Origin of the sequence: Erwinia billingiae Eb661 (assembly GCF_000196615.1) — a bacterium.
Classification (GTDB): domain Bacteria; phylum Pseudomonadota; class Gammaproteobacteria; order Enterobacterales; family Enterobacteriaceae; genus Erwinia; species Erwinia billingiae.
This window is the reverse complement of record NC_014306.1, coordinates 1,089,116-1,113,036: the sequence shown is the minus strand read 5'-3', so window position 1 is coordinate 1,113,036 and position 23,921 is coordinate 1,089,116. Positions and strand designations below refer to the sequence as shown.

Annotated in this window: 25 protein-coding genes; 16 read left to right on the top strand and 9 right to left on the bottom strand. The window is 56.0% G+C overall.

Annotation, left to right across the window (positions count from 1 at the left end):
- Position 1 precedes the first annotated feature (1 nt).
- The gene (locus EBC_RS06405; protein WP_013200977.1) at positions 2–1,210 is read right to left on the bottom strand and encodes a multidrug efflux MFS transporter; all 1,209 of its coding nucleotides are present in this window, start codon (positions 1,208–1,210) and stop codon (positions 2–4) included.
- A gap of 329 nt (positions 1,211–1,539) precedes the next feature.
- Positions 1,540–1,752: a transcription antiterminator/RNA stability regulator CspE gene (gene cspE / locus EBC_RS06400; protein ID WP_013200976.1), complete on the bottom strand. Its 213-nt coding sequence runs from the start codon at positions 1,750–1,752 to the stop codon at positions 1,540–1,542.
- A gap of 571 nt (positions 1,753–2,323) precedes the next feature.
- On the opposite strand from cspE, the gene EBC_RS06395 reads away from it, so the two are divergent.
- The 5 genes from EBC_RS06395 to EBC_RS06375 all read left to right on the top strand — a co-directional run bounded on the left by EBC_RS06395 (position 2,324) and on the right by EBC_RS06375 (position 6,369).
- On the top strand, positions 2,324–2,572 hold the full coding sequence (locus tag EBC_RS06395) for a biofilm development regulator YmgB/AriR family protein (RefSeq protein ID WP_013200975.1): 249 nt from the start codon (positions 2,324–2,326) through the stop codon (positions 2,570–2,572).
- Positions 2,573–2,864: 292 nt separating this feature from the next.
- A complete protein-coding gene (locus EBC_RS06390; RefSeq protein WP_013200974.1) occupies positions 2,865–3,218 on the top strand; it encodes a hypothetical protein in 354 nt (117 codons plus the stop codon).
- Between the two features lie 48 nt (positions 3,219–3,266).
- Positions 3,267–5,147 (top strand): cytochrome c biogenesis protein CcdA, encoded by a 1,881-nt coding sequence (locus EBC_RS06385; protein WP_013200973.1) that lies wholly within the window; start codon positions 3,267–3,269, stop codon positions 5,145–5,147.
- Positions 5,144–5,863 (top strand): DsbA family protein, encoded by a 720-nt coding sequence (locus EBC_RS06380; protein ID WP_013200972.1) that lies wholly within the window; start codon positions 5,144–5,146, stop codon positions 5,861–5,863. Before EBC_RS06385 ends, EBC_RS06380 begins: the two co-directional genes overlap by 4 nt.
- Positions 5,863–6,369: a protein disulfide oxidoreductase gene (locus EBC_RS06375; protein ID WP_013200971.1), complete on the top strand. Its 507-nt coding sequence runs from the start codon at positions 5,863–5,865 to the stop codon at positions 6,367–6,369. Before EBC_RS06380 ends, EBC_RS06375 begins: the two co-directional genes overlap by 1 nt.
- 32 nt (positions 6,370–6,401) lie before the next feature.
- Here the strand turns inward: EBC_RS06375 and EBC_RS06370 are convergent, their stop codons facing one another.
- Both EBC_RS06370 and EBC_RS06365 read right to left on the bottom strand, forming a co-directional pair.
- Positions 6,402–6,698 carry an I78 family peptidase inhibitor gene (locus EBC_RS06370; protein ID WP_013200970.1) on the bottom strand — a complete coding sequence of 99 codons (297 nt, stop codon included), beginning with the start codon at positions 6,696–6,698 and terminating at the stop codon, positions 6,402–6,404.
- Positions 6,699–6,993: 295 nt separating this feature from the next.
- The gene (locus tag EBC_RS06365) at positions 6,994–9,513 is read right to left on the bottom strand and encodes a bifunctional diguanylate cyclase/phosphodiesterase (protein WP_013200969.1); all 2,520 of its coding nucleotides are present in this window, start codon (positions 9,511–9,513) and stop codon (positions 6,994–6,996) included.
- 299 nt (positions 9,514–9,812) lie between these two features.
- Here EBC_RS06365 and EBC_RS06360 point away from each other — a divergent pair, with 299 nt between their 5' ends.
- The 7 genes from EBC_RS06360 (at position 9,813) to EBC_RS06330 (ending at position 17,290) form a co-directional block, all read left to right on the top strand.
- Entirely contained in the window at positions 9,813–10,469 is a 657-nt protein-coding gene (locus tag EBC_RS06360) for a CPBP family intramembrane glutamic endopeptidase (RefSeq protein ID WP_013200968.1), read from the top strand.
- A 128-nt stretch (positions 10,470–10,597) separates the two neighbouring features.
- Complete coding sequence (locus EBC_RS06355; protein WP_013200967.1) at positions 10,598–12,166, top strand: ABC transporter substrate-binding protein; 1,569 nt, start codon at positions 10,598–10,600, stop codon at positions 12,164–12,166.
- Positions 12,166–13,218, top strand: a complete 1,053-nt coding sequence (locus EBC_RS06350; RefSeq protein ID WP_013200966.1) for an ABC transporter permease — start codon at positions 12,166–12,168, stop codon at positions 13,216–13,218. Before EBC_RS06355 ends, EBC_RS06350 begins: the two co-directional genes overlap by 1 nt.
- On the top strand, positions 13,215–14,075 hold the full coding sequence (locus tag EBC_RS06345; RefSeq protein ID WP_013200965.1) for an ABC transporter permease: 861 nt from the start codon (positions 13,215–13,217) through the stop codon (positions 14,073–14,075). The genes EBC_RS06350 and EBC_RS06345 overlap by 4 nt, the downstream gene beginning before the upstream one ends.
- Positions 14,035–14,913, top strand: a complete 879-nt coding sequence (locus EBC_RS06340) for an ABC transporter ATP-binding protein (protein WP_071822099.1) — start codon at positions 14,035–14,037, stop codon at positions 14,911–14,913. Before EBC_RS06345 ends, EBC_RS06340 begins: the two co-directional genes overlap by 41 nt.
- Positions 14,906–15,571 (top strand): ABC transporter ATP-binding protein, encoded by a 666-nt coding sequence (locus tag EBC_RS06335; RefSeq protein ID WP_013200963.1) that lies wholly within the window; start codon positions 14,906–14,908, stop codon positions 15,569–15,571. Before EBC_RS06340 ends, EBC_RS06335 begins: the two co-directional genes overlap by 8 nt.
- Before the next feature lie 144 nt (positions 15,572–15,715).
- Complete coding sequence (locus EBC_RS06330) at positions 15,716–17,290, top strand: ABC transporter substrate-binding protein (protein ID WP_013200962.1); 1,575 nt, start codon at positions 15,716–15,718, stop codon at positions 17,288–17,290.
- A gap of 34 nt (positions 17,291–17,324) precedes the next feature.
- On the opposite strand, the gene EBC_RS06325 is transcribed toward EBC_RS06330, so the two are convergent.
- Positions 17,325–17,519, bottom strand: a complete 195-nt coding sequence (locus tag EBC_RS06325) for a hypothetical protein (protein WP_013200961.1) — start codon at positions 17,517–17,519, stop codon at positions 17,325–17,327.
- A 442-nt stretch (positions 17,520–17,961) separates the two neighbouring features.
- Here EBC_RS06325 and EBC_RS06320 point away from each other — a divergent pair, with 442 nt between their 5' ends.
- Both EBC_RS06320 and EBC_RS06315 read left to right on the top strand, forming a co-directional pair.
- Positions 17,962–18,186 (top strand): hypothetical protein, encoded by a 225-nt coding sequence (locus tag EBC_RS06320; RefSeq protein ID WP_013200960.1) that lies wholly within the window; start codon positions 17,962–17,964, stop codon positions 18,184–18,186.
- A 104-nt stretch (positions 18,187–18,290) separates the two neighbouring features.
- Positions 18,291–19,322: an acyltransferase gene (locus EBC_RS06315; protein ID WP_041691919.1), complete on the top strand. Its 1,032-nt coding sequence runs from the start codon at positions 18,291–18,293 to the stop codon at positions 19,320–19,322.
- A gap of 70 nt (positions 19,323–19,392) precedes the next feature.
- On the opposite strand, the gene EBC_RS06310 is transcribed toward EBC_RS06315, so the two are convergent.
- On the bottom strand, positions 19,393–19,623 hold the full coding sequence (locus tag EBC_RS06310) for a hypothetical protein (RefSeq protein ID WP_013200958.1): 231 nt from the start codon (positions 19,621–19,623) through the stop codon (positions 19,393–19,395).
- 78 nt (positions 19,624–19,701) lie between these two features.
- A complete protein-coding gene (locus tag EBC_RS06305) occupies positions 19,702–20,295 on the bottom strand; it encodes a class I SAM-dependent methyltransferase (protein WP_013200957.1) in 594 nt (197 codons plus the stop codon).
- Positions 20,296–20,842: 547 nt separating this feature from the next.
- Here EBC_RS06305 and yjbE point away from each other — a divergent pair.
- On the top strand, positions 20,843–21,097 hold the full coding sequence (yjbE, locus tag EBC_RS06300) for an exopolysaccharide production protein YjbE (RefSeq protein ID WP_013200956.1): 255 nt from the start codon (positions 20,843–20,845) through the stop codon (positions 21,095–21,097).
- Between the two features lie 81 nt (positions 21,098–21,178).
- Here the strand turns inward: yjbE and EBC_RS06295 are convergent, their stop codons facing one another.
- The gene (locus EBC_RS06295) at positions 21,179–22,066 is read right to left on the bottom strand and encodes a dihydrodipicolinate synthase family protein (protein ID WP_013200955.1); all 888 of its coding nucleotides are present in this window, start codon (positions 22,064–22,066) and stop codon (positions 21,179–21,181) included.
- A 131-nt stretch (positions 22,067–22,197) separates the two neighbouring features.
- Here EBC_RS06295 and EBC_RS06290 point away from each other — a divergent pair, with 131 nt between their 5' ends.
- Entirely contained in the window at positions 22,198–22,407 is a 210-nt protein-coding gene (locus EBC_RS06290) for a hypothetical protein (protein WP_013200954.1), read from the top strand.
- A gap of 96 nt (positions 22,408–22,503) precedes the next feature.
- Here EBC_RS06290 and EBC_RS06285 read toward each other — a convergent pair whose 3' ends face one another.
- Positions 22,504–23,652, bottom strand: coding sequence for a Gfo/Idh/MocA family protein (locus EBC_RS06285; protein WP_013200953.1), 1,149 nt, complete (start codon positions 23,650–23,652; stop codon positions 22,504–22,506).
- Positions 23,653–23,921 lie beyond the last annotated feature (269 nt).

Genomic DNA, 23,921 nt, shown 5'->3' with positions numbered 1-23,921 from the left:
GTCAGGCCTGAGCCGCCGTCACCACTTTGCGGTTACGCCAGGTGACGATCAGCTGAACCGTATTGGCCAGGACCACCACCGCCGTTGCCGCAAATACCCAGCGGAATCCGCCAATGGCCGACACGCCGGAACCAATCAGCGGCCCGACGACGTTGCCCAGGTACATAAATGACTGGTTGTAGCCAAAAATGCGTCCGGTAACCCGATCGCTGGAATAGCGCAGCAGCATGGTTTGCACCGCGGGCATCATCGCCCCTTCCGCAAACCCCAGCAGGAAACGCAGAGCACCCAGCTGGAATGCACTTCCCGCCCATGACATGGTCACAAACAGCACGAAGGTCAGGATCAGCGCGGAAAACAGGATGCGCTGGGCGCCAATCCGATCGCCCAGTTTCCCCAACGTCGGCGCCGAAAACAGCGCAGACACGCCGGGAATGGCCGCTACCACCCCGCTGATAAAGGCAATATTCTGCACGTTCGGCTCAAGTTCCCGCACAAACAGCGTCAGGATCGGGCTGATCGAGCCATTGCACAGCTGGATGGTGAGGGTGGTCAGAAACAGGCTGATAATCAGGCCGGGATTGCCGAGTGACCGGAAGACCATGGTGCCGGAAAGCTTATCCTCTTTTTTCACCCTCGGCTGGCCGCCCTCTTTGATCAGGAACAGCGTGATCAGAAAACTGGTCAGCAGTAAGCCCGAGGTAATCAGGAACACCGCGCGTAGCCCAACCCAGTCCGCCAGGAAACCGCCCATCATCGGCCCCATGATCACGCCGCAAATTTGGGCGGTGGTCACCATACTCATCGCCCAACCGCTGCGCTCACGCGGCACCTGGGTTGCCACCAGCGCCATGGCATTGGGAATATAGCCGGACGTCAGCCCCATCAACGCACGCAGCAAAAACAGCTGCCAGACATCGGTGACAAATGCTTGCAGAAAAATCACTATCCCCATGCCCAGAGAAGCACGGAGCAGCATCAGCTTGCGGCCTTTACGATCGGCAAGGCTGCCCCACATCGGCGAGACGATGGCCGAGACCATAAAGGTTACGCTAAAGATAAGTCCGGACCAGAGGGTCAGCGAGCTGGGATCGGTAACGCCCAGTTGCTCAACGTAGAGCGGCAAAAAAGGGATGATTTGACTGATCGCGAGGCCGGTAAAGAGGCAGCCGAACCAGACTGAGATGAGGTTAACCTTCCAGGATTCCATCTTGCTGTGCTGAGGGCCTTATAGCAGAAGAGCGAGTTGGCAGTGTAACAAGGACATTTTAGCAATGAGTGGCAAATAACGGGATGGGGTTAACTTTGAAGTTTTACCCTGTTGGCATAGCGTCTCCAGCCGCAAAATGGCGCTGGCGCTGGCATTTCATGCCGGATGTGCAGTATTTCTGACTGGTGAAAACGTGGCGGGAAAGTGCAGCATGTCGCAGCCAGGATTTAAAAGCCCCAGACGCAACAAACCCGCCGTTAAGCGGGTTTTCGTATTCTCGCTAGCTCTACACGGAGTAAACTCCGGTTCGCCTGCGAAAAGTTCTCTAATTACAGAGCAGTTACGTTAGCAGCTGCTGGGCCTTTCTGGCCGTTTTCGATAGAGAACTCAACTTTCTGACCTTCTTCCAGCGTCTTGAAGCCGCCGTTCTGGATTGCAGAGAAGTGAACGAATACGTCTTTGCTGCCGTCGGTTGGGGAGATGAAGCCGAAACCTTTCTCAGCGTTGAACCATTTTACTAAACCAGTCATTTTGTTAGACATTTGTCTTTCCTTCAATAAGTATTAAGCCGCAAAGGGCACGGGTTTTTCAACAGGGTGGACTTATGAGGCACTTAAGAAGGAAGTCAGGAAGAGATATCAGAGATAACCTTTAACTGAAAACTGCTTTAATAAATTTGCTCGCATACGTTGTCTGTTTCAAAACCGACGATGCATTTACTCATAACGCAGGATGCAGTTCAATACCTGATGATTAAAAAAAACCAAAACCACCATCAACTCACTGTAAAATAACTAAAAATAGTTTAGTTTTTTTCGTTAAGCGCCGAAATCATCCACTTTACCTTCTCATTTACCGTGGCAAACCCCAGTCAAAACCGGCCTGTGGGTCCGCTCTCCTCTGCGCCAGGGTAAAAAGCATAATGAAAAATATTTCTGATTGTTACTGGCTTTCCTGCGGCTGCCATCTAGAGTAATTAAAATCTCCGCCTGATTATTCGCAGGCTCAGTATCGATTGACCGTCCTGGTGAATCGACGCGTATTTAAAAATGATAATCCTGATCTCATCGGTTCGCCGCTGGGCGATCGGTGGTGCCTTTCTGGAGGTTAATCATGAGACATTCAACGCCTGGCGCTGGCCGCGCAATAACGGAATATTTTAACAGTCCGGCTTTTCATGCGCCGAAAGAGAGTGAACTGCTGGCGGCAATCCTGACCGAACTGATGCGCCGGGGACGGCCTACCCACAGCAAAGTGATTATCGCCACGGTGATTGCCAAGCTGGAAGGGGAAGTCGATGAGGCGCTGCTGCAAGGGTATCGCAATTTACTGACGCAGCTATTGGAAGAGAAAGAAGAGTAATTTCCGGCCCGCCCTCCTGCTTAATGAAAGGTGCCCACCTGCGTGTCGCTGCCTTAATTTCGCCTGCCTGATGCAAAAAAAATCCCGCACGAGGCGGGAATAAGACGAGCATTGCATGTTTCGCAGTGACCAGCAGATCACCTTTGTTAGCCCGATACCCTACCGCGCCCAGGTTGCAATTCTGTGACATGCTGAACTTCCTTTTCCTGATATTACGTATGTTTACACGCGACCAGATTGCTAACCCTGACCACCCCGTTATCATTGGCGCACTCTTTTCAAAGGATTCGGCATGAACGCTCAGCGACGGCGCGCAACGGGATTATTAAGTCTGGCCTGTCTGGTTATCCTGCTCTGTCTGGGCGTGCGGATGGTTGGCGCGCCTGCGTCTACACCTGCGTTAACCTCCGTTTCAACACTCAGTGACGCGGCTGACTCTGACCTGTCTCCTACCCCTTGTGAACTGAGCGTGAAGTCCCTGCTCTCTGCCTTGCCCGAAATTGCCGCGATGGCGTTGCTGGCATTAGCGGTGGTGATCCTGCTGTTTATGCCATTGCTGATGCGCCTGCCCGTCCGCTACCTGCGTCCGCCACTGGCCCCGCCTGAACGAAGGCTCCATCTCTGCCACTGCGTCTTCCGTGAATAAGTCACCGCCCGATCGGATTGGTGTCTTTTACTTATTTACGGAGAAACAATGCAATATCTTTTCAGGACCTTACTGGTTGTCCTGCTCAGCCTGTGGCTGCCTGCGTTGCAGGCAGCAGACAGCGGCTGGCTGACCACCCCTCAGAACGATCATGCCCAGGTTCGCGTTCGTGCCGATAATGCCAGCGAAGGATCCACCCGCGTGCTGCTGGATATCAAACTGCAGGACGGCTGGAAGACCTACTGGCGATCGCCTGGCGAAGGCGGAATTGCGCCCGAAATCCGCTGGGACGGTTCGCCTCCAGCAGCCAGATGGTTCTGGCCGGTGCCGCAACGCTTTGACGTTGCGGGCCTGACTACCCAGGGTTATCACCACCAGGTCGCGCTGCCCATTACGATGGCGGGCAAGGTGCGCGATCGCCTGAGCGGTACGCTGACGCTTTCAACCTGTAGCAACGTCTGTATTCTGACCGATTATCCGTTCAGTCTGGCTATGCAGCGTCCCTCAGACAAACGCTTTGCGCATGATTTTGCCGAGGCGATGGGCCAGGTTCCGGTAGCCAACGTGCTGACCGATACGCTGCAGGCGGGCTATCAGTCCGGCAAGCTGCAGATCACCGCGACGCGTGCCGGCGGCTGGCGCCAGCCGGACCTGTTTATTGACGATCGCAGTGACGCCAGCTTTGGCAAACCGGCGCTGACCATCAAGGGTGACACCCTGCAGGCAGTGGTGCCCGTCAGCGATCAATGGGGCGAAGGTGCGCCGGATTTGCAGGGCGAAACGGTCTCTCTGGTGCTTGCCGACGGCGGTCTGGCCCAGCAGAGCGAATTAAAAATTGGCCCGCCCGTGGCGTCAATCGGCGGCGGCATTGCGCTGTGGCAAGTGGTGTTAATGGCGCTGGCGGGCGGCTTTATCCTCAATCTGATGCCCTGCGTGCTGCCGGTGCTGGGCATGAAGTTAGGTTCGATCCTGCAGGTAGAACAGCGCAATAAACGCACGGTGAGGCTGCAATTTATCGCTTCCAGCGCCGGTATTATCGCGTCCTTTATGGCGCTGGCGCTGCTGATGACCGTCCTTCGTCTGAGCAACCACGCGTTAGGCTGGGGAATTCAGTTCCAGAATCCGTGGTTTATCGGCTTTATGGTGCTGATTACGCTGCTGTTCAGCGCCAATCTGTTCGGCCTGTTCTATTTCCGTCTGCCCTCTTCTCTCTCCACGCGTCTGGCCACGCACAACGGCGACGGCATCGCCGGGCATTTCTGGCAGGGCGCCTTTGCCACGTTGCTGGCAACGCCGTGCTCTGCGCCGTTCCTCGGTACGGCGGTGGCCTTTGCGCTGGCGGCTTCCCTGCCGATGTTATGGGGAATTTTCATCGCGCTGGGGATCGGTATGAGCCTGCCGTGGTTGTTAATCGCCCTGTTCCCCGCACTGGCGCTGAAGTTACCAAAAGCCGGTCGCTGGATGAACGGCGTGCGTATTGCCATGGGCGTGATGATGCTGGCTTCCTGCCTGTGGCTGGTCAGCCTGCTGTTCAGTCATCAGGGCGTCAGCTTCACGCTGATGGATGACCACATCAACTGGCAACCGCTGAGCGAGCAAGCCATTACTAATGCCCTCGCCACCGACAAACGGGTGTTCATCGATGTCACGGCCGACTGGTGCATTACCTGCAAGGCCAACAAATTCAACGTGCTGATGCGGCCAGACGTCCAGCAGGCCTTACAGTCCGGGGACGTGGTGGCACTTCGCGGCGACTGGAGCCGTCCTTCTGCGGTCATCAACACCTTTCTGAAACGTCGCGGCAGCGTGGCTGTCCCGTTCAATCAGGTTTATGGCCCAGGCAATCCACAGGGAACCGTGCTGTCACCGCTGCTTGATCGTCAACAATTATTAACCGCGTTATCTGACGCAAAAGGAAAGGCGAAATGAAAAAGTTACTGATAACTCTGCTGCTGGCCAGTTCTCCGGTACTGGCTGCGCCACCGTTTACGCCCGAGCAGGAAGTGCGTATCCGGGAACTGATCCGCGAAACGCTGGTTGAGAACCCTAAAATTCTGGCGGAAGCGGCAGATGCTTATGATAAGCAGGCGCAAAAAGAGCAAGGCGCGGTGATTGCTCAGGTGATTGAACAAAATAAAGCGGCGTTGTTCGAGGATGAGAGCAGCCCACGGCTGGGATCGAAACAGGCCAAAGTGACGCTGGTTAACTTTACCGATTACAACTGCGTTTACTGCAAACAGTTCGATCCCGAGCTGGAGAAATTAGTCAAAAACTACCCGGATGTTGCGGTGGTGATCAAACCGTTGCCGTACCGCTCGGAAACCTCCCTGACCGCCGCACGCCAGGCACTGATGTTCTGGCGTGAAAAGCCGGCGCAGTTTTGGGCACTCCACCAGCGGCTGATGGCTAAAAAAGGCTATCACGATGAGGCCAGCATCAAAGCGGCGGAGAAAAAAGTGGGGCTGAGCTTCATCGAACCCGATCGGCGCAGCACGGAAACCATCAACAGCAACCTGCAACTGGCTCAGCATCTCGGCGTTTCCGGCACGCCCGCCACGCTGATTGGCGAGCAGATGGTTTCAGGCGCGATCCCTTATGAACAGCTGGAAGCGCTGGTGAAAGTGCAGCTTGAGCAGGTGAAATAATGGCTAAGGGGCGACGCATTCTTCGCGATCTGCTGCTGCTGCTGATGATGATGGCGGTGCTGTTTACGGTGATTGATTTCTTCCGTGCCCCGCAGGCGCCGACAGGTTTTGCAGACATCCCGCTTCACACCATTGATGGCCGGGACGTGACGCTGGCCGAGCTGAGCATGAAAAAACCGCTGCTGGTTTACTTCTGGGCGAGCTGGTGTGGCATCTGCCGTTACACCACGCCGGACGTGGTGAAACTCAGCGATAACGGCAGCAACGTGCTGACCGTGGCCATTCGCTCGGGTGACGACAGTCGCGTGGTGCGCTATTTGAATGGCAAACATCTGACGCTGCCGGTGGTCAACGATCCGCAGGGAAGCATGGCGGCTAACTGGGATGTCAGCGTAACGCCGACGCTGCTGGTCGTCTCGAAAGGTCAGGTGGTGCAAAGCACTACCGGCTGGACCAGCTACTGGGGAATGAAGTTGCGCCTCTGGTGGGCGCAAAAAAAACATTAATACTGAACGGGCCGGAAATTCGGCCCTTTTTTTTAGCCGCAATAAACCCGGCTGATGTTGCTTTTGGCATCGCCCATAAAGTTCAGACGATTGAGGTTGAAGTCCATTGTCACCGCAGAATTATACGGAATCGCGCGAACAGGATGTTCGAAACGCAATCCATCTATGGCTGACAAGGGTTTGCCCACGTACTGCTGATATTCAGAGGCACCACAACGATCCATTTCCGGATCGACCGCAGCGGAACTGTTCCCATTCTTCGTCGCCGTCTGGCAACCGGATAACGCCAGCAGCGCTGCGATAGCGGCAATTTTTCCATAAAACTTCATAACTTCTCTCCTGTGCTTTTATCTTCGGCAATCAACAGGAAGCCTACCAGACCCGACGCCGTGATGATAATCGCTTTTCGTAACGCTGTTTGTTTCTGTGATCCGGGATAACGCGGCACAAAATGCCTCAGCGGGATGCCGTAGCCAGCGCTATAATTTAAGAATTATCTGAGATAGGAGGTTCTTATGGAACTGGTTGTGTTTGTGTTGTTCGCCGTCATCATGACGTTTGTTGCGGTTCGTGTCCGCTAACGTAAAAAGCCCGCTTAAGCGGGCTTTTTTGTGTCGGCGATCATCATGCTACCGGTGAAACCTCCGTGTCCAGCAGCAGGCGGAACCGGTCCAGCGGCATCGGCCGGCCGAGGTAATAACCCTGGCCTTCCTGACAGGCAATCGCCTGCAACTCCTGCAGCTGCTCGCGGGTTTCAATCCCTTCTGCCGTCACCGTCAGAGCAAATGCCCTGCCGAGGCCAATGATGCCTTCGACGATCGACAGCGCCTGTGGCGAGTTCGGGAAGTCATTCATATAGGAACGGTCCATCTTCATGCCATCGAACGGGAAGGTCTTCAAATACCCCAGTGAGGCATAGCCTGCGCCGAAGTCATCCACCGTTAACCGTACGCCAAGGGTCTTCAGCGCCTGCATCACTTCCAGCGCGCTTTGGGGATTCTCCAGCGTGATATTTTCGGTGATTTCCAGTTCAAGGCGCTCCGGCGGCAGCCCGCTGCTGTGCAGGGCATTCGCCACGCGCTTCGCCAGATGGCCGCTGCGAAACTCAACCGGAGAAATATTCACCGAGACGTACATCGGCGACGGCCAGCTCATCGCGTCGGTGCAGGCGCGGTGCAACACCCAGGTACTGATATCGATGATTAAACCGGTTTCTTCCGCCAGCGGGATAAAGCTGTCCGGCATGATCATCCCGCTGGCCGGATGCTGCCAGCGGATCAGCGCTTCCGCCCCTTCCAGCCGCCCTTTTTTCAGGTCATAGCGTGGCTGATAGTACAACCGCAGTTCATCACCGCCGATGGCTTTACGCAGGTTGCGCTCCATCTCACGGCGTTTGACCAACAGTTCGGCCATTTCTGGCGTGTACCAGGTCCAGCGATTGCGCCCTTCCTGCTTCGATTTATACAGGGCAATATCCGCCAGCCGCAGCAGTTCTTCGGCCTGCATCGCATCGCGCGGTGCCAGCGCAATCCCCAGGCTTGCCCCAAGGAAAACTTCATGCTGGCCGAGCATAAACGGACGACGGAGTTCATCGATCAGCGATTTACAGCAGGCGGCAATTTCCGCTTCATCGGCCAGATTAGAGACGATCAGCACAAACTCATCGCCGCCCTGCCGTGACACCAGATCGCCCGCCTTCAACACGCTGCGCAGTCGGTGAGACACCTCATTCAGCACACAATCCCCGGCCGCATGTCCCCAGGTATCATTGATCGGTTTGAAGTTATCCAGATCCAGGCTGATCAGCACCAGCGGCCGCTCCAGCGTCGGTTGCGCCTGCAGGCGACCGAGCAGAAACTCGCTCATATAGACGCGATTTGGCAGGCCGGTCAGCGCATCGTGTTGAGATAAATAATGGATGCGCGCCTGGGCTTCCACTTCCTGGGTGATATCCGACACCGTGCCGCGATAACCGGCGATCTGCCCATTCACCGTCACCGGATTGGCGATCAGGCTACAGATACGTTTTGCCCCCAACGCCGTCACCGAGTAGCAGCGCAAGGCATGGCGCAGACCGTCGGCACGCTGCTGGATGATCCAGTCAGAAACCAGATGCTCGTCGTGCTGCAATACGTCATCCAGCGAACGTCCCAGCATCTTCGCCACGTCGTAGTGGGTCACGGCGGCAAACCGTTTGGACAGATAGGTCAGCGCGCCCTGGGCATTGGTTTCCCAAATCCAGTCCGAGGCGGTTTCTGCCACGTCGCGAAAACGGGATTCACTGTCCGCCAGTTCGCGTTGGCTGTGCATTAGCTGGGTGAAGCGATCGTCGGACAGCGCGGCGTTATGCATGGCGTGATTAATCACTCTGCGGGCCACCAGCGCCAGGATCAGCGCGGTGATCAGCAGCATCGGCAACACGATAAACAGCAGGGTGCCGCCAGGTGCTAACGAATCCCAGCGGATCACAATCGGCGGTTCATCAGCAATCTCTTCATTGAGCAGCGGCGGGACAAAGCTGTCGTGGGCGCTGTCAGGGACCCGGGTGTTGATGACGCCTATACTGTCGCCAAACGCTTTCAGTTTTTCCGGGGTGAAGCGATTCACAAACACCATCACCGACGGCGGGCCGGGCATCGTTTTCAGGCCAGGGACTTTGCCGGTGGTGATCGGCGCAGCGGCGACAATTGCCGGTGTGGTGCCAATCATCGCATTGATGGTCAGCGCATTATCCTCGGCGGCGAGCGCGCGGGCACTTTTGATCAGCGGCGCCGCATGAATGCCCAGCCAGCTTTCCAGCTTCAGGTCGGACAGCTTGCCGTTGATCACCGCATAACTTGTCCGCCCGTTGCCGTCCACCACAAAGACCCCTTCGTAGTGATATTCGGTGAAAAGCCCCGGACCAAAGTTCTGCTGATCGTAAGCCCAGACCGGATCCACCATCAGATGCAGATGGTTCCAGGCTTCGCCCCAAAAGGCATAGTCACGGATATCGGTCAGAATGTTCTGGCGGTTTTCCTTCCAGGCGTTGTGCAGCAAGAACGTCTCTTGCTTGACCGCGTCGGCATTCTGTCGCCAGGCAATGCCGACCACCAACAGCATCGCCAGCAGCATCACGATACTGAGCAACAGGGACAGCGACATCAGTAAGCGCCGGGTGAAAAACGTCGTTTTATGACCCTCGGCGGTAAGGTGTAGATTCAGGGTCGGTGGAAATTTCATGTACTCGGACCTTTTCAAGCAGGCTGACTTACTTCGCCTGTCGTTTATTGCCTGCATGGCGTAGTTGAATCGCTGGTCCTCTCGTCCTCAAGACGCGATCGTTAATGCACTATCGGCCTGGCGGGCAAACTGTTTAGCGGGTTTTTCCAGAAATGCGGGCGCCTCGACAGCCCCCAAACCGCTTGCTACCATCCTTTCACCCCGGACCGAGAGACCTTGCAATGAACAATCATGCCGACAGAGTGACCTGTACGCTGCTGTGCATGGGGATGTGCCTGGTCTGGTATTCGATCACCGTGATGATCAGCGCGCTGCCGGCCTATCCGGCGTTAAGGGAAACGGGCCTGTTGATGCCGGTGCTCTGTGCACTGGAGTTTTCCGCGCTGGTGCCGCTCTATCGCTGGTATGCCAGGCACTACAGCAATATCCCGTTCGGTAAAATCACCGTCCGTCAGGGGCTGATATTCAGCGGACTGCTGCTGTGCCTGATCCTGTCTCAGTCGTTATATCTGCAGCAGGAGAGCTGGACCGGCGGGCAGTTTGGCGAAGGGAAAAGCAAAATCCTGCTGTTCTCGCTGGCGGTGGTGCTGCTGGCACCGGTGTTTGAAGAGATCCTGTTTCGGGGGTTTGTGCTGCAAGGTTTGCTGCTGTGGGCTCCCCGGCAACGGCTGGCGTGCGCCCTGCTGACCTCGATCGGTTTTGCCGCCATGCACACGCAGTACACCCATCCGCAAACGATGATTGCGTTGATCGCCCTCTCGCTGCTGCTGTGCTGTGCGCGCTTAATCTCGGGTGGTTTAAAACTGCCGATTTTTCTGCATATGCTCAACAACCTGATTGGCGTGTCGCCGTGGCTGTGGCTGGCTCTGGCGGGATAACCTGCTGACGGTTTATAACCAATTCCCGCGCGTTATAACAATTTCATCTATCGATAGCCGATAATCTACTATTTGTCTTACCGGCGGGTACCTTACACTCGCCAGCAACTCACAGGTAAGGAAACGTCATGAAATCGTTTTACCCGTCAATTATTGCCCTTGCACTGACCGCCTCATGGGCTGCTCACGCTGCAACCCCGCCAGATACGCTGGTGATTGCTCAGTCCATTGATGATGCCAGCAGCTTCGATCCGGCCGAAGGATTTGAGCTGACGTCGGTCCAGGCGTTTACCAACCTGTATCAGCGCCTGGTGCAATCCGATCCGCAGAATCCGACCGATCTGAAACCGACGCTGGCCACATCCTGGCAGCCGGGCAGCGATAACCGCAGCCTGACCTTTGCCCTGCGCGATGGCGCGAAATTTGCCTCCGGCAATCCGGTGCGTCCGGAAGATGTGATCTTCTCGCTGGGTCGTGTAGTTAAGCTGAACCTCGATCCCTCTTTCATCCTGACCCAACTGGGCTGGACCAAAGACAATGTGGATGCGCAGCTGAAGAAGGTCGATGCAACGCATGTGCAGATTAGCTGGACCGCTGACGTCAGCCCGACTTACGTGCTGAGCCTGCTGGCCGCCCCGGTTTCATCCATCGTTGATGAAAAAACCGCGATGGCCAATGCCAAAAACAACGATTTCGGCAACAAGTGGCTGGCGGTGCATTCTGCCGGCAGCGGCCCGTTCCAGATCCGCAAATACATCCCGCATGAAGTGGTGCTGCTGTCCGCCAACCCAACCTCACCGGGTGGCGCGCCGAAGCTGAAAAACGTGCTGATCAAAAACGTCCCGGAACCGGCAACCCGCCGCCTGCTGCTTGAGCAGGGCGATGTGGATATTGCCCGTAATCTGGGCGCCGATCAGATGGCCGGGCTGAAGGGCAAACCGGGCGTGAAGCCAATGGCGATCCCGATGGCGTCGCTGTACTACATGCAGTTCAACATTGATGCCAATCCGGCGTTGAAAAACCCGGCCTTGTGGGAAGCCTCGCGCTACCTGTTTGACTACAAAGGCATTGCCGACGATCTGCTGAAAGGCCAGTTCCAGGTGCATCAGTCGTTCCTGCCGGAAGGCTTCCTCGGCGCGCTGAACGACAATCCTTTCAGCTACGATCCGGAGAAGGCGAAAGCCATCCTGAAGAAAGCCGGTCTGAACAACGTCAGCTTTAAGCTGAGCGTCAGCAACCAGCCGCCGTATCTGGACATTGCCCAGGCCCTGCAGGCCAGCTTTGCCAAAGGGGGTATTAAGGTTGAGCTGATCCCAGGCCTGAGCAGCGAGATCGCCACCTCGGTTAAAGCCCACAAATATGAAGCCACCCTGAACGCCTGGGGCGCGGATTACTTTGACCCGAACACCAACGCCGCCGCCTTCGCCTATAACCCGGAAGATGGCAGCAAAACGCTGGCCTGGCGTTCAAACTGGCATATCCCGGAGCTGAACAAGCAGACGCTGGCCGCCACCGCGGAAAGCGATAAGGCTAAGCGCGTCGAGCTGTACCAGAATATGCAGCGCGAAATCCAGAAGAACTCCCCGTACGTGGTGGGTCTGCAGGCGCGTAACCTGATCGCCCTGCGCGATAATCTTAAAGGCTACGTCCAGGGCATTAACCCGGATATGGTTTACTACAGCCAGGTCACCAAGTAATGACGGTCACTGTTGCACAAGCCGGGTCCTCCCGGCTTTTCTGGTTAAAGAGCGGACGCCTGCTGACCGGGTTAGCCTCACTGCTGGTGACGCTGCTCGGTCTGCTGGCCTTCACCTTTATGCTTTCTCATCTGTCGCCGGTCGATCCGGCGTTGCAGATCGCCGGCGATCACGCCAGTGAATCGACCTACGCCCAGGTTCGTCACGATTTAGGGCTGGATAAGCCGCTGCCGGTGCAGTTCTGGCACTATCTGACGCACCTCGCCCATGGCGATTTGGGCATTTCCAGCCTGACCAATCAGGCCGTATCCAGCGATCTCTTGCGCACCTTCCCGGCCACCATTGAACTGGCGACCTGCGCGATGATCTTTGGTGCGTTCTTCGGCATTGTGCTGGCGCTGCTGGCCGCGTGGAAGCCCGGTAGCCTGCTCGATAACCTTGCGCGGATGATTTCCCTGCTTGGTTACTCGGTGCCGGTATTCTGGCTGGGCCTGCTGGGTCTGCTGCTGTTTTATGCGGTGCTGCACTGGTCGGCCGGTCCCGGACGCCTGGATGATATCTGGATTTACACGCTGGAGCCAAAAACCGGGCTGGTGCTGGTTGATAGCTGGCTTTCCGGCGATCCCGAGATGTTCCGCAATGCTGTCGCGCATTTATGGTTACCGGTGGTGGTACTGGGCCTGCTGGCGATGGCCGGTATTACCCGCTTGCTGCGCGCGGCGCTGCTGGAAGAGAGCAGCAAAGAATACGTCACGCTGGCGCGGGCCAAAGGGGCCAGCCGTGGGCGGATTTTACTGCTGCACGTGTTCCCTAACGTTCGTGGCACGCTGATTACCGTGCTGGCCCTCTCCTACGCCACGCTGCTGGAAGGATCGGTTCTGACCGAAACGGTGTTTGCCTGGCCCGGCGTGGGACGCTATATGACCACCGCGCTGTTCGCCTCCGATACCCCGGCGATTCTGGGCTCGACGCTGCTGATCGGCAGCTGCTTTATCATCCTCAATGCGCTGGCAGATGCGTTAACCTGGCTAACCGACCCGAGAACCCGATGACGCAAAATCTTACCGACCTCGACCACGTGGCACCGTCGCGCCGTCGCCGTCCCCGCCTGACGTCGCTGGTGATTGGCGGCACGCTGGTGGCGATCCTGCTGCTGGCGGCGCTATTTGCGCCGTTACTGGCGCCATTCGACCCGAATGCGCAGGAGATGTCCGCGCGCCTGCTGCCGCCTTCCTCCCTGCACTGGCTGGGAACCGATGGCTTTGGCCGCGACCTGCTTTCACGGGTGATTTATGGCTCGCGCCCGACCCTGCTGCTGGTGTCGCTGATCCTGGTGCTGACCATTCCGGTGGGCATGCTGATCGGCATCTGTGCCGGCTACCTCGGTGGCTGGACGGAGCGCGTGCTGATGCGCATCACCGATATTTTCCTGTCCCTGCCGAATCTGGTGATCGCGCTGGCGCTGGTCGCCATGCTCGGCCCCGGCCTGATGAACGGTGCGCTGGCGCTGGCGCTGACCAGCTGGCCGCCGTTCGCCCGTCAGGCGCGTGCTGAAACCCTGGCGCTGCGTCGCAGTGATTATCTGGCGGCGGCGCGGATGCAGGGCATCAACGGCTTACGCCTGATGTTTGGCCATATTCTGCCGCTGTGTATGCCGAGTGCCGTGGTGCGTGCCGCGCTGAGCCTCGGCGGCATCATTCTGTCTGCGGCCGGCCTCGGCTTCCTCGGAATGGGCGTTCAGCCACCGACCGCGGAATGGGGATCGATGGTGGCCGAAGGCAGTAAAGTGATATTCGATCAGTGGTGGGTAGCCGCCGCACCAGGCGGGGCGATTTTGTTTGCCAGCCTGGCGTTTAACCTGACGGGCGATGGCCTGCGTGACCGACTGGATACCCGAAATGGCAATTGAAACCTCTGACCTGATCGTCGCGGATAAGCTGAAAATCGCCAGTCCGGACGGCACGCCGCTGGTGAAAGAAATCAGCTTTACCCTGGGCCGCGAACGTCTGGCGCTGGTGGGTGAGTCCGGCTGCGGTAAGTCACTGACTGCCCGCAGCCTGATGGGCCTGCTGGCACCGGGTTTGCAGCTGCAGGCGAAAACGCTGCAGGTGGCCGGAGAAAACGCCCTGACGCTAAGCGAGCGCCGCTGGAGCCAGCTGCGCGGCAGCAAGCTGGCGATGGTGATGCAGGATCCAAAATATGCCTTAAACCCGATGCGCACCATCGGCTGGCAGGTGGCGGAGCCGCTGAAGCTGCACAGTAAGCTGGGCCGGGCGGAAATCAACGAGAAAGTCTGTGAGATGCTGGATGCGGTCGGCTTGCCCGATCCTAAGCAGTTGATGCAGCGCTATCCGCATCAGCTTTCCGGCGGGATGGGCCAGCGTGTGATGCTGGCGATGGCGCTGATTGCCGATCCCCACTGCCTGATTGCTGATGAGCCCACGTCCGCACTGGATCACGCGATGCGCGATCAGGTGCTGGCATTAATCCGCCGTCTGGTGGAAGAACGTAATATGGGCCTGCTGCTGATCAGCCATGATTTACAGCAGGTTTCCGAGCATTGCGATCGGGTGATGGTGATGTATCAGGGAAACATTCTCGATACGCTGCCCGCCGCAGAACTGCCCAATGCCACCCATCCTTATACCCGCACGCTGTGGTCCTGTCGCCCGAGTAAAGCCACTCAGGGCCAGGCACTGCCGGTACTGGATCGTGCTGCGCTGGAGGCCTGGCGTGAACATGATTGAACTGAACAAATTAAGCGTTTCCCATCGACAGGGTTATGAGCAGCGCACCGTGGTGCACGATGTCAGCCTGCAGGTGAAGGCCGGTGAATGCTTCGGACTGGTTGGCCCGTCCGGCTGCGGTAAGTCGTCGCTGCTGTGGGTGCTGGCGGGACTGAATCCCAACTGGCAGGGCGAGATGTCGCTGGCACAGCATCAGGTTAAGCCCGGTAAATCCTTTACCGGCCAGCTGCGTCAGGATGTGCAGATGGTGTTCCAGGATCCTTATGCCTCGCTGCATCCGCGTCATCGTCTGCGCCGCACGCTGGCGGAGCCGTTGGCGTTGCTGAAGAAGAGTGACATCAACGATCGTATCGATCGCGGCTTCCGTCACGTGGGATTAGATCCAGCGATGGCCGATCGCTATCCGCACCAGCTTTCAGGCGGACAGCGCCAGCGCGTGGCGATCGTGCGCGCCCTGCTGCTGGAGCCGAAAATCCTGTTGCTGGATGAGCCGACCTCGGCGCTGGATATGTCGGTGCAGGCTGAAATCCTCAACCTGCTTAACAGCCTGAAGCGTCAGGACAATCTGACCATGGTGCTGGTCAGTCACGATCCTGACGTGATCGATCATATGTGCGATCGCTCGGTGCATATGGAACGTGGCTATATCGTCAGCTGAACCTCAGGGGCCGGCCTGCAGGTCGGCCCCAATCTGCCTTTCCGGCTATGCTGTTAATCAGATTAGGCTTGCCGGAATTGGCATTTCTCCCCCCTGCGCTTTCCCTCTATAGTCCTGAAATCACTCATTTTACAGGACCTGTTGATGCGTAAATTGTTGCCCGTAGCCCTTGCCTGCGCGTTAAGCCTGACGGCCGCTGCCCATGCTGCCACCCCAGCCGATACGCTGATTGTCGCCATCCCGCTGGACGGTATCATCAGCTTTGATCCGGCCGAAAGCTTCGAAACCGTCAGTACCAGCAGCCTGCTGAACGTTTATCAAAAGCTGGTTGATTCGGACCGTACCGATCCGCGCAAGCTGGTGCCGCAGCTGGCATCGAGCTGGCAGCCGGGAAGTAGCGAACACAGCCTGCTGTTTACGCTGAAGTCGGGGGCGAAGTTTGCCAGCGGCAATCCGCTGACGGTGGACGATGTGATCTACTCGCTGACGCGCGGCGTGAAGCTCAACAAAACGCCGGCATTTATCCTCAATGAATTTGGCTGGTCAGCCGACAATATTGACGCGCAGTTCACCCGTCACGGCAACAACCAGCTGGAGATCCGCTGGACCTCGGCCATCGGCCGGGATTTGGCCTTGCGGCTGTTGAGCGCACCGGTGGCCTCCATCGTCGACAGCAAACTGGCGGAGCAGCACGCGGTCAATCATGACTTCGGCAACGGCTGGCTGAAAACCCATTCGGCAGGCAGCGCGGCTTACGCCATCAAAACCTATGTGCCGCAGCAGGCGCTGGTGCTTGAGCAAAACCCCAATGCCCAACCTCAGCCAAAACTGAAGCGGGTGATCCTGAAAGGGGTCTCCGATCCCGGATCACGCCGTCTGCTGCTGGAGCAAGGTGATGCCGACGTCGCTTACGAGCTGGGCGCCGATCAGTTTGATGCGCTGAAAAAAGTCTCTTCGGTGCGGGTTGCCAGCTTCCCTTCCAGCCTGATTTATTACCTCGGCTTTAACACTCAGGATAAAGCGCAGCCGGCGTTAGGCAACCCGGCACTGTGGCAGGCCGCCCGCTGGCTGGTTGACTACCAGAGCATTTCGCATGAGCTGCTGAAAGATCAGTATCAGGTGCATCAGGCCTTTTTACCGCAGGGATTTGACGGCGCGCTGGAGAACCAGCCGTTTAAGTACGATCTGGCCAAGGCGAAGGAGATTTTAAGCAAAGGCGGCATCAAGCCGGGCACGCAATTCTCGCTGACCATCGTTAATCAACCGCCGTATACCGATGTAGCGCAGGCTTTACAGGCCAGCTTCGCCAAGGCCGATATTCAGATCGCCATCAAGCCGGTTGCCGAGGCGGAGCTGTGGGCCAAGATGCGCAGCAGAAACTTCCAGTCGATCTTTATTTACTGGGGCGCTGATTACGTCGATCCCAACACTAATGCCAGCACCTTTGCCTATAACGTGCCAAACGGGCCGAAAACCCTGGCGTGGCGCGTCGGTTGGTCAATTCCAAAACTGAGTGCAGAAACCAAGGCGGCTGCCGCAGAGAGCAACGTGAAGACGCGCAACGCGCTGTATCAGCAGTTGCAGACCGAGGTTCAGCAAAATTCGCCTTACGTGGTGACGTTGCAGGGACAAAAACTGGTGGGATTACGCAGTAATATAACCGGAGCCAATCAGGGTATTGGTAACAGCATGCTGTATTACGATCAGGTCAGCAAATAGGGTTAAAGGGCGGCCTCAGGCCGCCTTTTTGCTATCAGGAGATAGCCGAGTCCGTGGAGTGCTTGTGCTTATCCGCTTCAAAGTGATCTTTAAACTGCTCGTAGATGGAGATCATATTGGCGGCATCGCCCTGCATTGGGCTCAGTTTACCGGCACGCACCAGTTCAATAACCAGTTGTAACGCGGCCTGCTTTGGGCTGCTGGCAGGATGGGAGATTTCAGTAGTCATCTTGGCTTCCATGAAAAAGGACGAAAGAGTAATTTTAACAACTTTCCCGCGCTGTGGTGAATTTTTTCCCAAGCCGCCCGACCGCCACCGAACCGCCCTTTTTCCGCCTAAGCCAAATTATCCTGCGCGTTAAAAACTTGATAAAAGAACTGGCCCTGAATTATGGCGCGCCACGTTAACTGGAAAAATAAATCCCTTTTCACTCAATTGTCTCCAATAGGACCGCTTAACCGTCGCCAGATCACAGCCGTGGAATATAGACCAGGTAAAATAAGAAAACTCTGCTGGCTTACCCCCAGGCTTCGTCCGATATTGCATGCCGACGCTTGCAGTCGGCCAGGCACTGATGCGAGGGTCATGTTTTCTGACACCCTTTGCGGAGGGATTGCCAGAGCGGAACCCTTCTTTTCACTTTTTCTGGCTGTCTGATATGAATGGAATAATGAAAGTCATCTCACTGGTGGTGACGCTGGGCGTTAGCACCTTATGGTCCTGTTTTGTGCCCGCTGAGCAAGTGGTCCTGACGCTGTCCCAGGAACAGGATGGCGGTGACGCTGGCCGGGCCTGCATGTACATCCATCAGGGGAAAGCGGAATACCGCGTTGTTCAGCCTCAGCAGGCCTGTCCCGCCACGCTGACGGTAGACGCAACGCGCCATTCGAGCTGAAAGCGCCCGGCCTTTTTCTTAGCAGAAGCTACATCGGCAACAGCGAAATATGATACCTTTAGCCAGGTGGCGACAGTCTGTTCCTTTCCGGCAGAGTGTGCTTTATGACAAGGAACCTGGCATTGAAAACGATTAATATAAAGCTGCTCACACTTGTGGCAACGTTTTTAGTTATTTTGTTGCATACGGCTGCTATCCCTTTTAGCTATTTCCATCTGGCCTGGTCGGTCTCGGTAATGTACGAAGCGCTTGGGCGCATCGCATTTCCGCTGTTCCTGCTGGTCGCCGGTTATGTTTCCCTCAATAAAAATGAGTCGCTACTCAGTACGCTGAAAACCCGCGTGCTGGATTTAGTGATCCCGCTGATTGCCTGGTCGGTGATTTATATTGTCTACGGGCAACAGGTGAAAATGAACCACTCGTCGGTCAGCGTGCTGGAGCTGCTGAGTACCCCGGCGTGGCCGCATATGTGGTTTATCTACACCATGATCCTGCTGTATCTGGTGACGCCGCTGCTGAATACCTTTATCACCTATGGCAGCCAGCAGCGGGTTAACTACACGCTGACCATCTGGTTTGTGCTGGCCTCGGTGTATATGTTATTTGATAACGTGAAGGCCAATTTACTGGAAAACCGTCCGCTGCCGGATCCGAGTAATATCGATATGGTGGTGTATTTGTCCGGGTTTTATATTCTCGGTGGGGTGGTTCGCCGCTTTAAAATAAATCCGAAGGTGATCATTGCGGGCGTTATTTTTATTCTGTCCGTGGTGTTAACGGCGGTCATGACTTACTCCCTGTCGATCAGTACTTTCAAGCCTAACCAAATCTTCCTGTTTTACGCCGCGCCAACCATGGTTGTGGTGTCCCTGTCGTTCTTCTTTATGCTGCTGAATGCCCCGTTACGCTTTGGCAAATCGGCTATCGGGGTGATCCGCGCGCTGTCCAATCTCAGCCTCGGCATCTTCTTTGTGCATGCAATGGTGCTGGAAGTGCTGCTGAACCTGCTGCAGCTTAATTTCGAAGGCTACTATTCGATTCTGACCATTCCGCTGGTGGCGATCGCCTGCTTTGCCATCTCTGCGCTGATTGTCTGGCTGATCAGACTGATCCCCTTCGTGCGCCGCATTACCTGAGCGCAATAAAAACGGCCACTCTGTGAGGAGCGGCCGTCTTTCCGACAGTGTGCCGGTATGCCACGCGAGATTAGAAGGCTGCAGCAGCAAACCTGTGTGGCTGGTTGATTGCCTTCCGGGCAATCCAGTACAGTAAAATGCGTTCTTCATCGCCATCCTGATCTGCCATCGCCAACAGCTTGTGTGCCAGCGTAGCCTTATTGACAGGTTGCCCGGTGATACTCAGGTCAACCACTGCTTTGCCAATGATAGTACAGACTTCTTCATCACTTGAGGTGGGTAGGTCACTTTCAATACTCATTATTTCCTCCTGTTGTGGGTAAAGGTTAAGCCTGGCAGACCATACGGAGATTGCCATCTCTAAGTCACATTCCCTTCATCAGGGTGTGCTAACTCCCGCATTCTCCTGCGGTAAATTATCCAGCGAATGGCAGCGATACACCCATGCTGGCGGCAGATTGCACAGCACGCGGCTGCGGTTCCACGCAAAGTATTCGGATAGCAGCGGCTCAGAGAGCGAGGTGTACTGGAACTGCACGAAGACGCCCTGCGGGCTCAGCAGCGACGCGGCGCGCTCCAGAATGCCGTGACGGACCTCTTTCGGCAGCGACAGCAACGGCAAGCCTGAGAAGATCGCGTCGTATTCACCGCTCAGGGTTTCAGCGGATGCGCCGGTGACCCGCAGGCGGGGATCGTCAATGGTGGCCAGCTTGGGATGGAAGCGGCTGTTGGTCTCGAAGGCCAGCAGCTCGGCATCGGGCCGCATGCGCGTCAGCAGATGGCGGGTGACCACGCCGTCACCGGCCCCCAGCTCAGCAATACGCTGACACTGGTTCCAGTCGACGGCATCAGACATGGTTTTGCACAGAGACAAAGAGGAAGGAGCGATAGTGCCTGTTTTCCGTGGATCGGAGATGAATTCCTGTAAATACCCGGTTTTATCTTTGATATAGGAAAACGCAGATAACAACATAGTTGAGCCCCTGGCAAAAATGATTACGCCCAGTAAGCCACAAGACACTTAACAATTTCTTAAAACCTTTCAGCCCTGGGTTAAAACCAGGATTAATCGCATAAATGCCGCCGTATTTCGGGGTAATCATTTATATTTCGCAACAGATATCAATATAGCCTCACACTCAATTCGCTCCCGAGAAATTTGCTTTAGGGAGAAAAAGCGAAAAAAAGGCGCCGGTATTTATTCTTAAAACGCAGGGTAAACTACAGCGCAGATTGGCTCATATTTATGGCCAGCATGAGCAATTTGTCCTATGAGATAAATTCCCGAGCGTTTTAAGGATAATCTGGCTTTAATCACCTCGTTCTCAATCCCGACAGTCCTTCCGCCAGTCAAGCAACCCTAATCGGTTATTTTTACTGTGGAAATTACTGGCGCTAAACCGGTAACACCTTAATCAGAATAACAATAATTCCCTCCCGGGCGGCCACTATTCAACCCTGAACTTTGAAATTATGCTCTCAAGCGTTGTCTGGTTACCCCTTCCTGAGGAACGATAAAAATGAAAAAAATAACGACGCTTGCTCTGATTTTGACTCTGGCTACCAGCGCCAGCGTCTATGCCGCACCGACTACCGGAGCAGCAGCAGGAAGTGAAGCCACTGCGATGTCTGACGGCAACTCAAATGCTGTGGGTATCGGTGCTGTCGCTGCGCTGTTAGGTGTTGCCCTGGCGACTATGGGCGGCGGCGGTGGTGGTAGCGATGGCTCCAACACCGGCACCACCACCACCACAACCGGCACCATGGCGCATTAATTCGCGTTATCAGCACTGACTGGCAGGATGCGTAATGCGGATTGCAGAGGCCTTTCCTCACGGGAAGGCCTTTTTCATTGGCTAGTCCAGCTGTAAATCCCGCAGCACCATTTCCACTTTTTTATAATCCTCAGGCCGCAGCGGCAGTAGCGGACGTGGCAATACCGGCTGACAAATCCCCAGAATTTCCGCCGCGCTGACCATCACGCGCAGGCTGGTGAGGGTCTTAAATAAGGTCCACATTGGCTGAAGTTCAGCGTTGAGCTGGGCCAGCTGTTCGCCATCCTTGCGTAATGCGGCCTCAGTCAGCGCCATCGCCTGTTTTGGCAGCAATCCGCCCAACACGCTGAACCAGACGTCGCCACCGGCGTACAGGGCTTCTGGCGCATGCCAGTCGACGCTGAAGCCAAGGGCAAAATCGTCCGCGAAGCGCCCACGCAGATCGGCCACCAGATCCTTATCGGTTTTGTCGGATGACGGCTGCTTCAGCGCTTTCACCGTCGGCAGCGTGCCCAGGCGAGCCAGCAGGGTCGGCGTAAAGGTGAAGTGCGTAGTGCCCGGATTGTTATAGATGCAGATCGGCAGCGATGTGCTTTGCGCCACCGCCGCGTAGTGCTGGAACACTTCCTCTTCCGTCAGCGGCGTATAGGACACCGGCGCCAGCAGGATCCCATTTGCGCCCGCCGCCTGTGCATCCTCAGCCAGCTGGATGGCGTCATCCGTGCGCAGCGCACCGGCGCTGACGATAATCGGGATCTCGCCTTGCAGACAGTCAACGGCGGCTTCAATCGCGCGGCGCTTCTCTTCCCGCCGCAGAAACGCATACAGCCCGGTGCTGCCGAGCAGGCCAACGGAATTGACCTTCGCCTGCTTCAGGCGCAGCAGAACCTTTTCCAGTGCAACAACATCAACCACACCCTGTTCACTGGCGGGTGTGATGGGGAAAGCGGAAAGACCGGTGAATTGCATCAGAAATCTCCCTGAAAGGATTACGCATGGTTGCCCTTTTTTATATCACCTCAGCACACAGGGTGATACCACAGCCGTCTCGCTGCTGGACTATACTGAACATTGGGTCTGATTCATCAAAGGAGTGAGCTATGTTAATTGGCTTCGTTTTACTGGTCAGCGCCTGTGGCCATGATGCCTGTGATGCATTGCCGGTTTCTGAGCACATTTTCCCCACGCAGGTCGCCTGTGAACAGATGGCCGGCCGTATTCACCAGCGTCGGCCGGATGCGGTGTTGCTGTGTGGTGAGGTCCACCGCAATGAAGGGACGACCATTACCCGCGTCAACGGAGAAAAATGACCGTCGGGTTCGGCGGTCAAGCAGTCAGTCAGCGTGCCATCAGAAGGCCAGCCTGCGGGGGAAATGCCAGGCTGACAGTGTCAGGAAGGGAGTTAATTAGCGACCCAAATTGGCGTCAAAGGTGTTCCAGCAGTCCGTCAGATCGATAACCGTCCGCGACTTACGCGCCTCATCGATTTTTATCGCCGTCAGTCCCGCCTCCAGCGCATCAATCACCGACACCTTCAGCAGCGAACCGGTTTTAATGTGCTTCACAATCTCCGCAGCCATCAACGCATCCGCGCCGTAATGGCCATCGTAAGCATTGCCTTCATACTCTGTTGCAACGGTTTTCTCGCCGGTGCGCGCGTCATGGACGCGGAAGTAGTTGCGTACAAAGTCACCTTCGGCCATGCCATCGGTGCCCATCACGCAGAAACGGCGGAACTCATCCGGCACGTTGAGGTTGGCGTGAAATGCCATGGTGGCACCGCCGGCGTACTCCACAATCGCCGTCTGATAATCAACAATATCCGCATCACTTTCGAACACCGCTTCGGTGCTCGACCAGCCGCTGGGCTTGATATGGTACAGCTCGGAATCGGCGGTAATCGCGCCCTGCGGTGCATGTTCCGGGGTGAAGGATTTGCGGCCACCGAAGCTGGCAACCCGCACCGGTCGTTCTCCCATTAATCCCTGATAAAGATCGATGTCGTGGCAGCATTTTTCCAGAATGTAGGGACCGGCATAGCGCTCGTAGCGACGCCAGTCGCGCATAAAGAACGCCCCGTGATACGGCTTGATGTGCTCGGTGGCTTCGATAGAGGTAATTTCACCCAGCCGGTTTTCCGCCTTGGCCTGCAACAGATCGTGGTAAAGCGGTGAGTAGCGCAGCACCAGCCCAACCAGAATATTCTCCTGACCGTACTGGCTGATCAGTTTTGCCAGCGCCATGGTCTGCGCTTCGTTGATCACCACCGGTTTTTCCGTGAACACCCGCTTGCCGGCCTTCAGTCCGGCTTCAATATGCTCAAGGTGCAGATAGTTAGGTGAGCCGACCATCAGCAGATCAAACCCGCCTGCTGCCAGCATTTCGTCCAGCGTGGCAAACGCTTTTCCGGCAGGAATACCAAACTTCTCAAGGTTAGGTATGCCCGCAGGTGCCGGATCGACATACCCGACAATACTGAAATCCGGGTCAGCTTTGTTGAACTCATTTACTACGTTCGACAGCCGAAAGCCCAGTCCGATGATCGCTACTTTCATATTGACCCCTGCCCATCTTGGTCACGGAAAAAGAAAAGCGTCCCTGATGCGGTGTGATCGGCATCCGGAATCGCGCAATTGTTGGACACCAACTTAGTACGACAGAAAAACTAATGTCAACAATGAAAGCTCAAACAAAAAACACATTTTTTATTAAACACTTGATTTAAATCATTATAATATTAACAAACCCATCCATATTTATTTGTTATTGCGATTTAAGTTTTTTTATTTTATCGTTTCGAGCAAAATAGCCAGTAGTTTTTCGC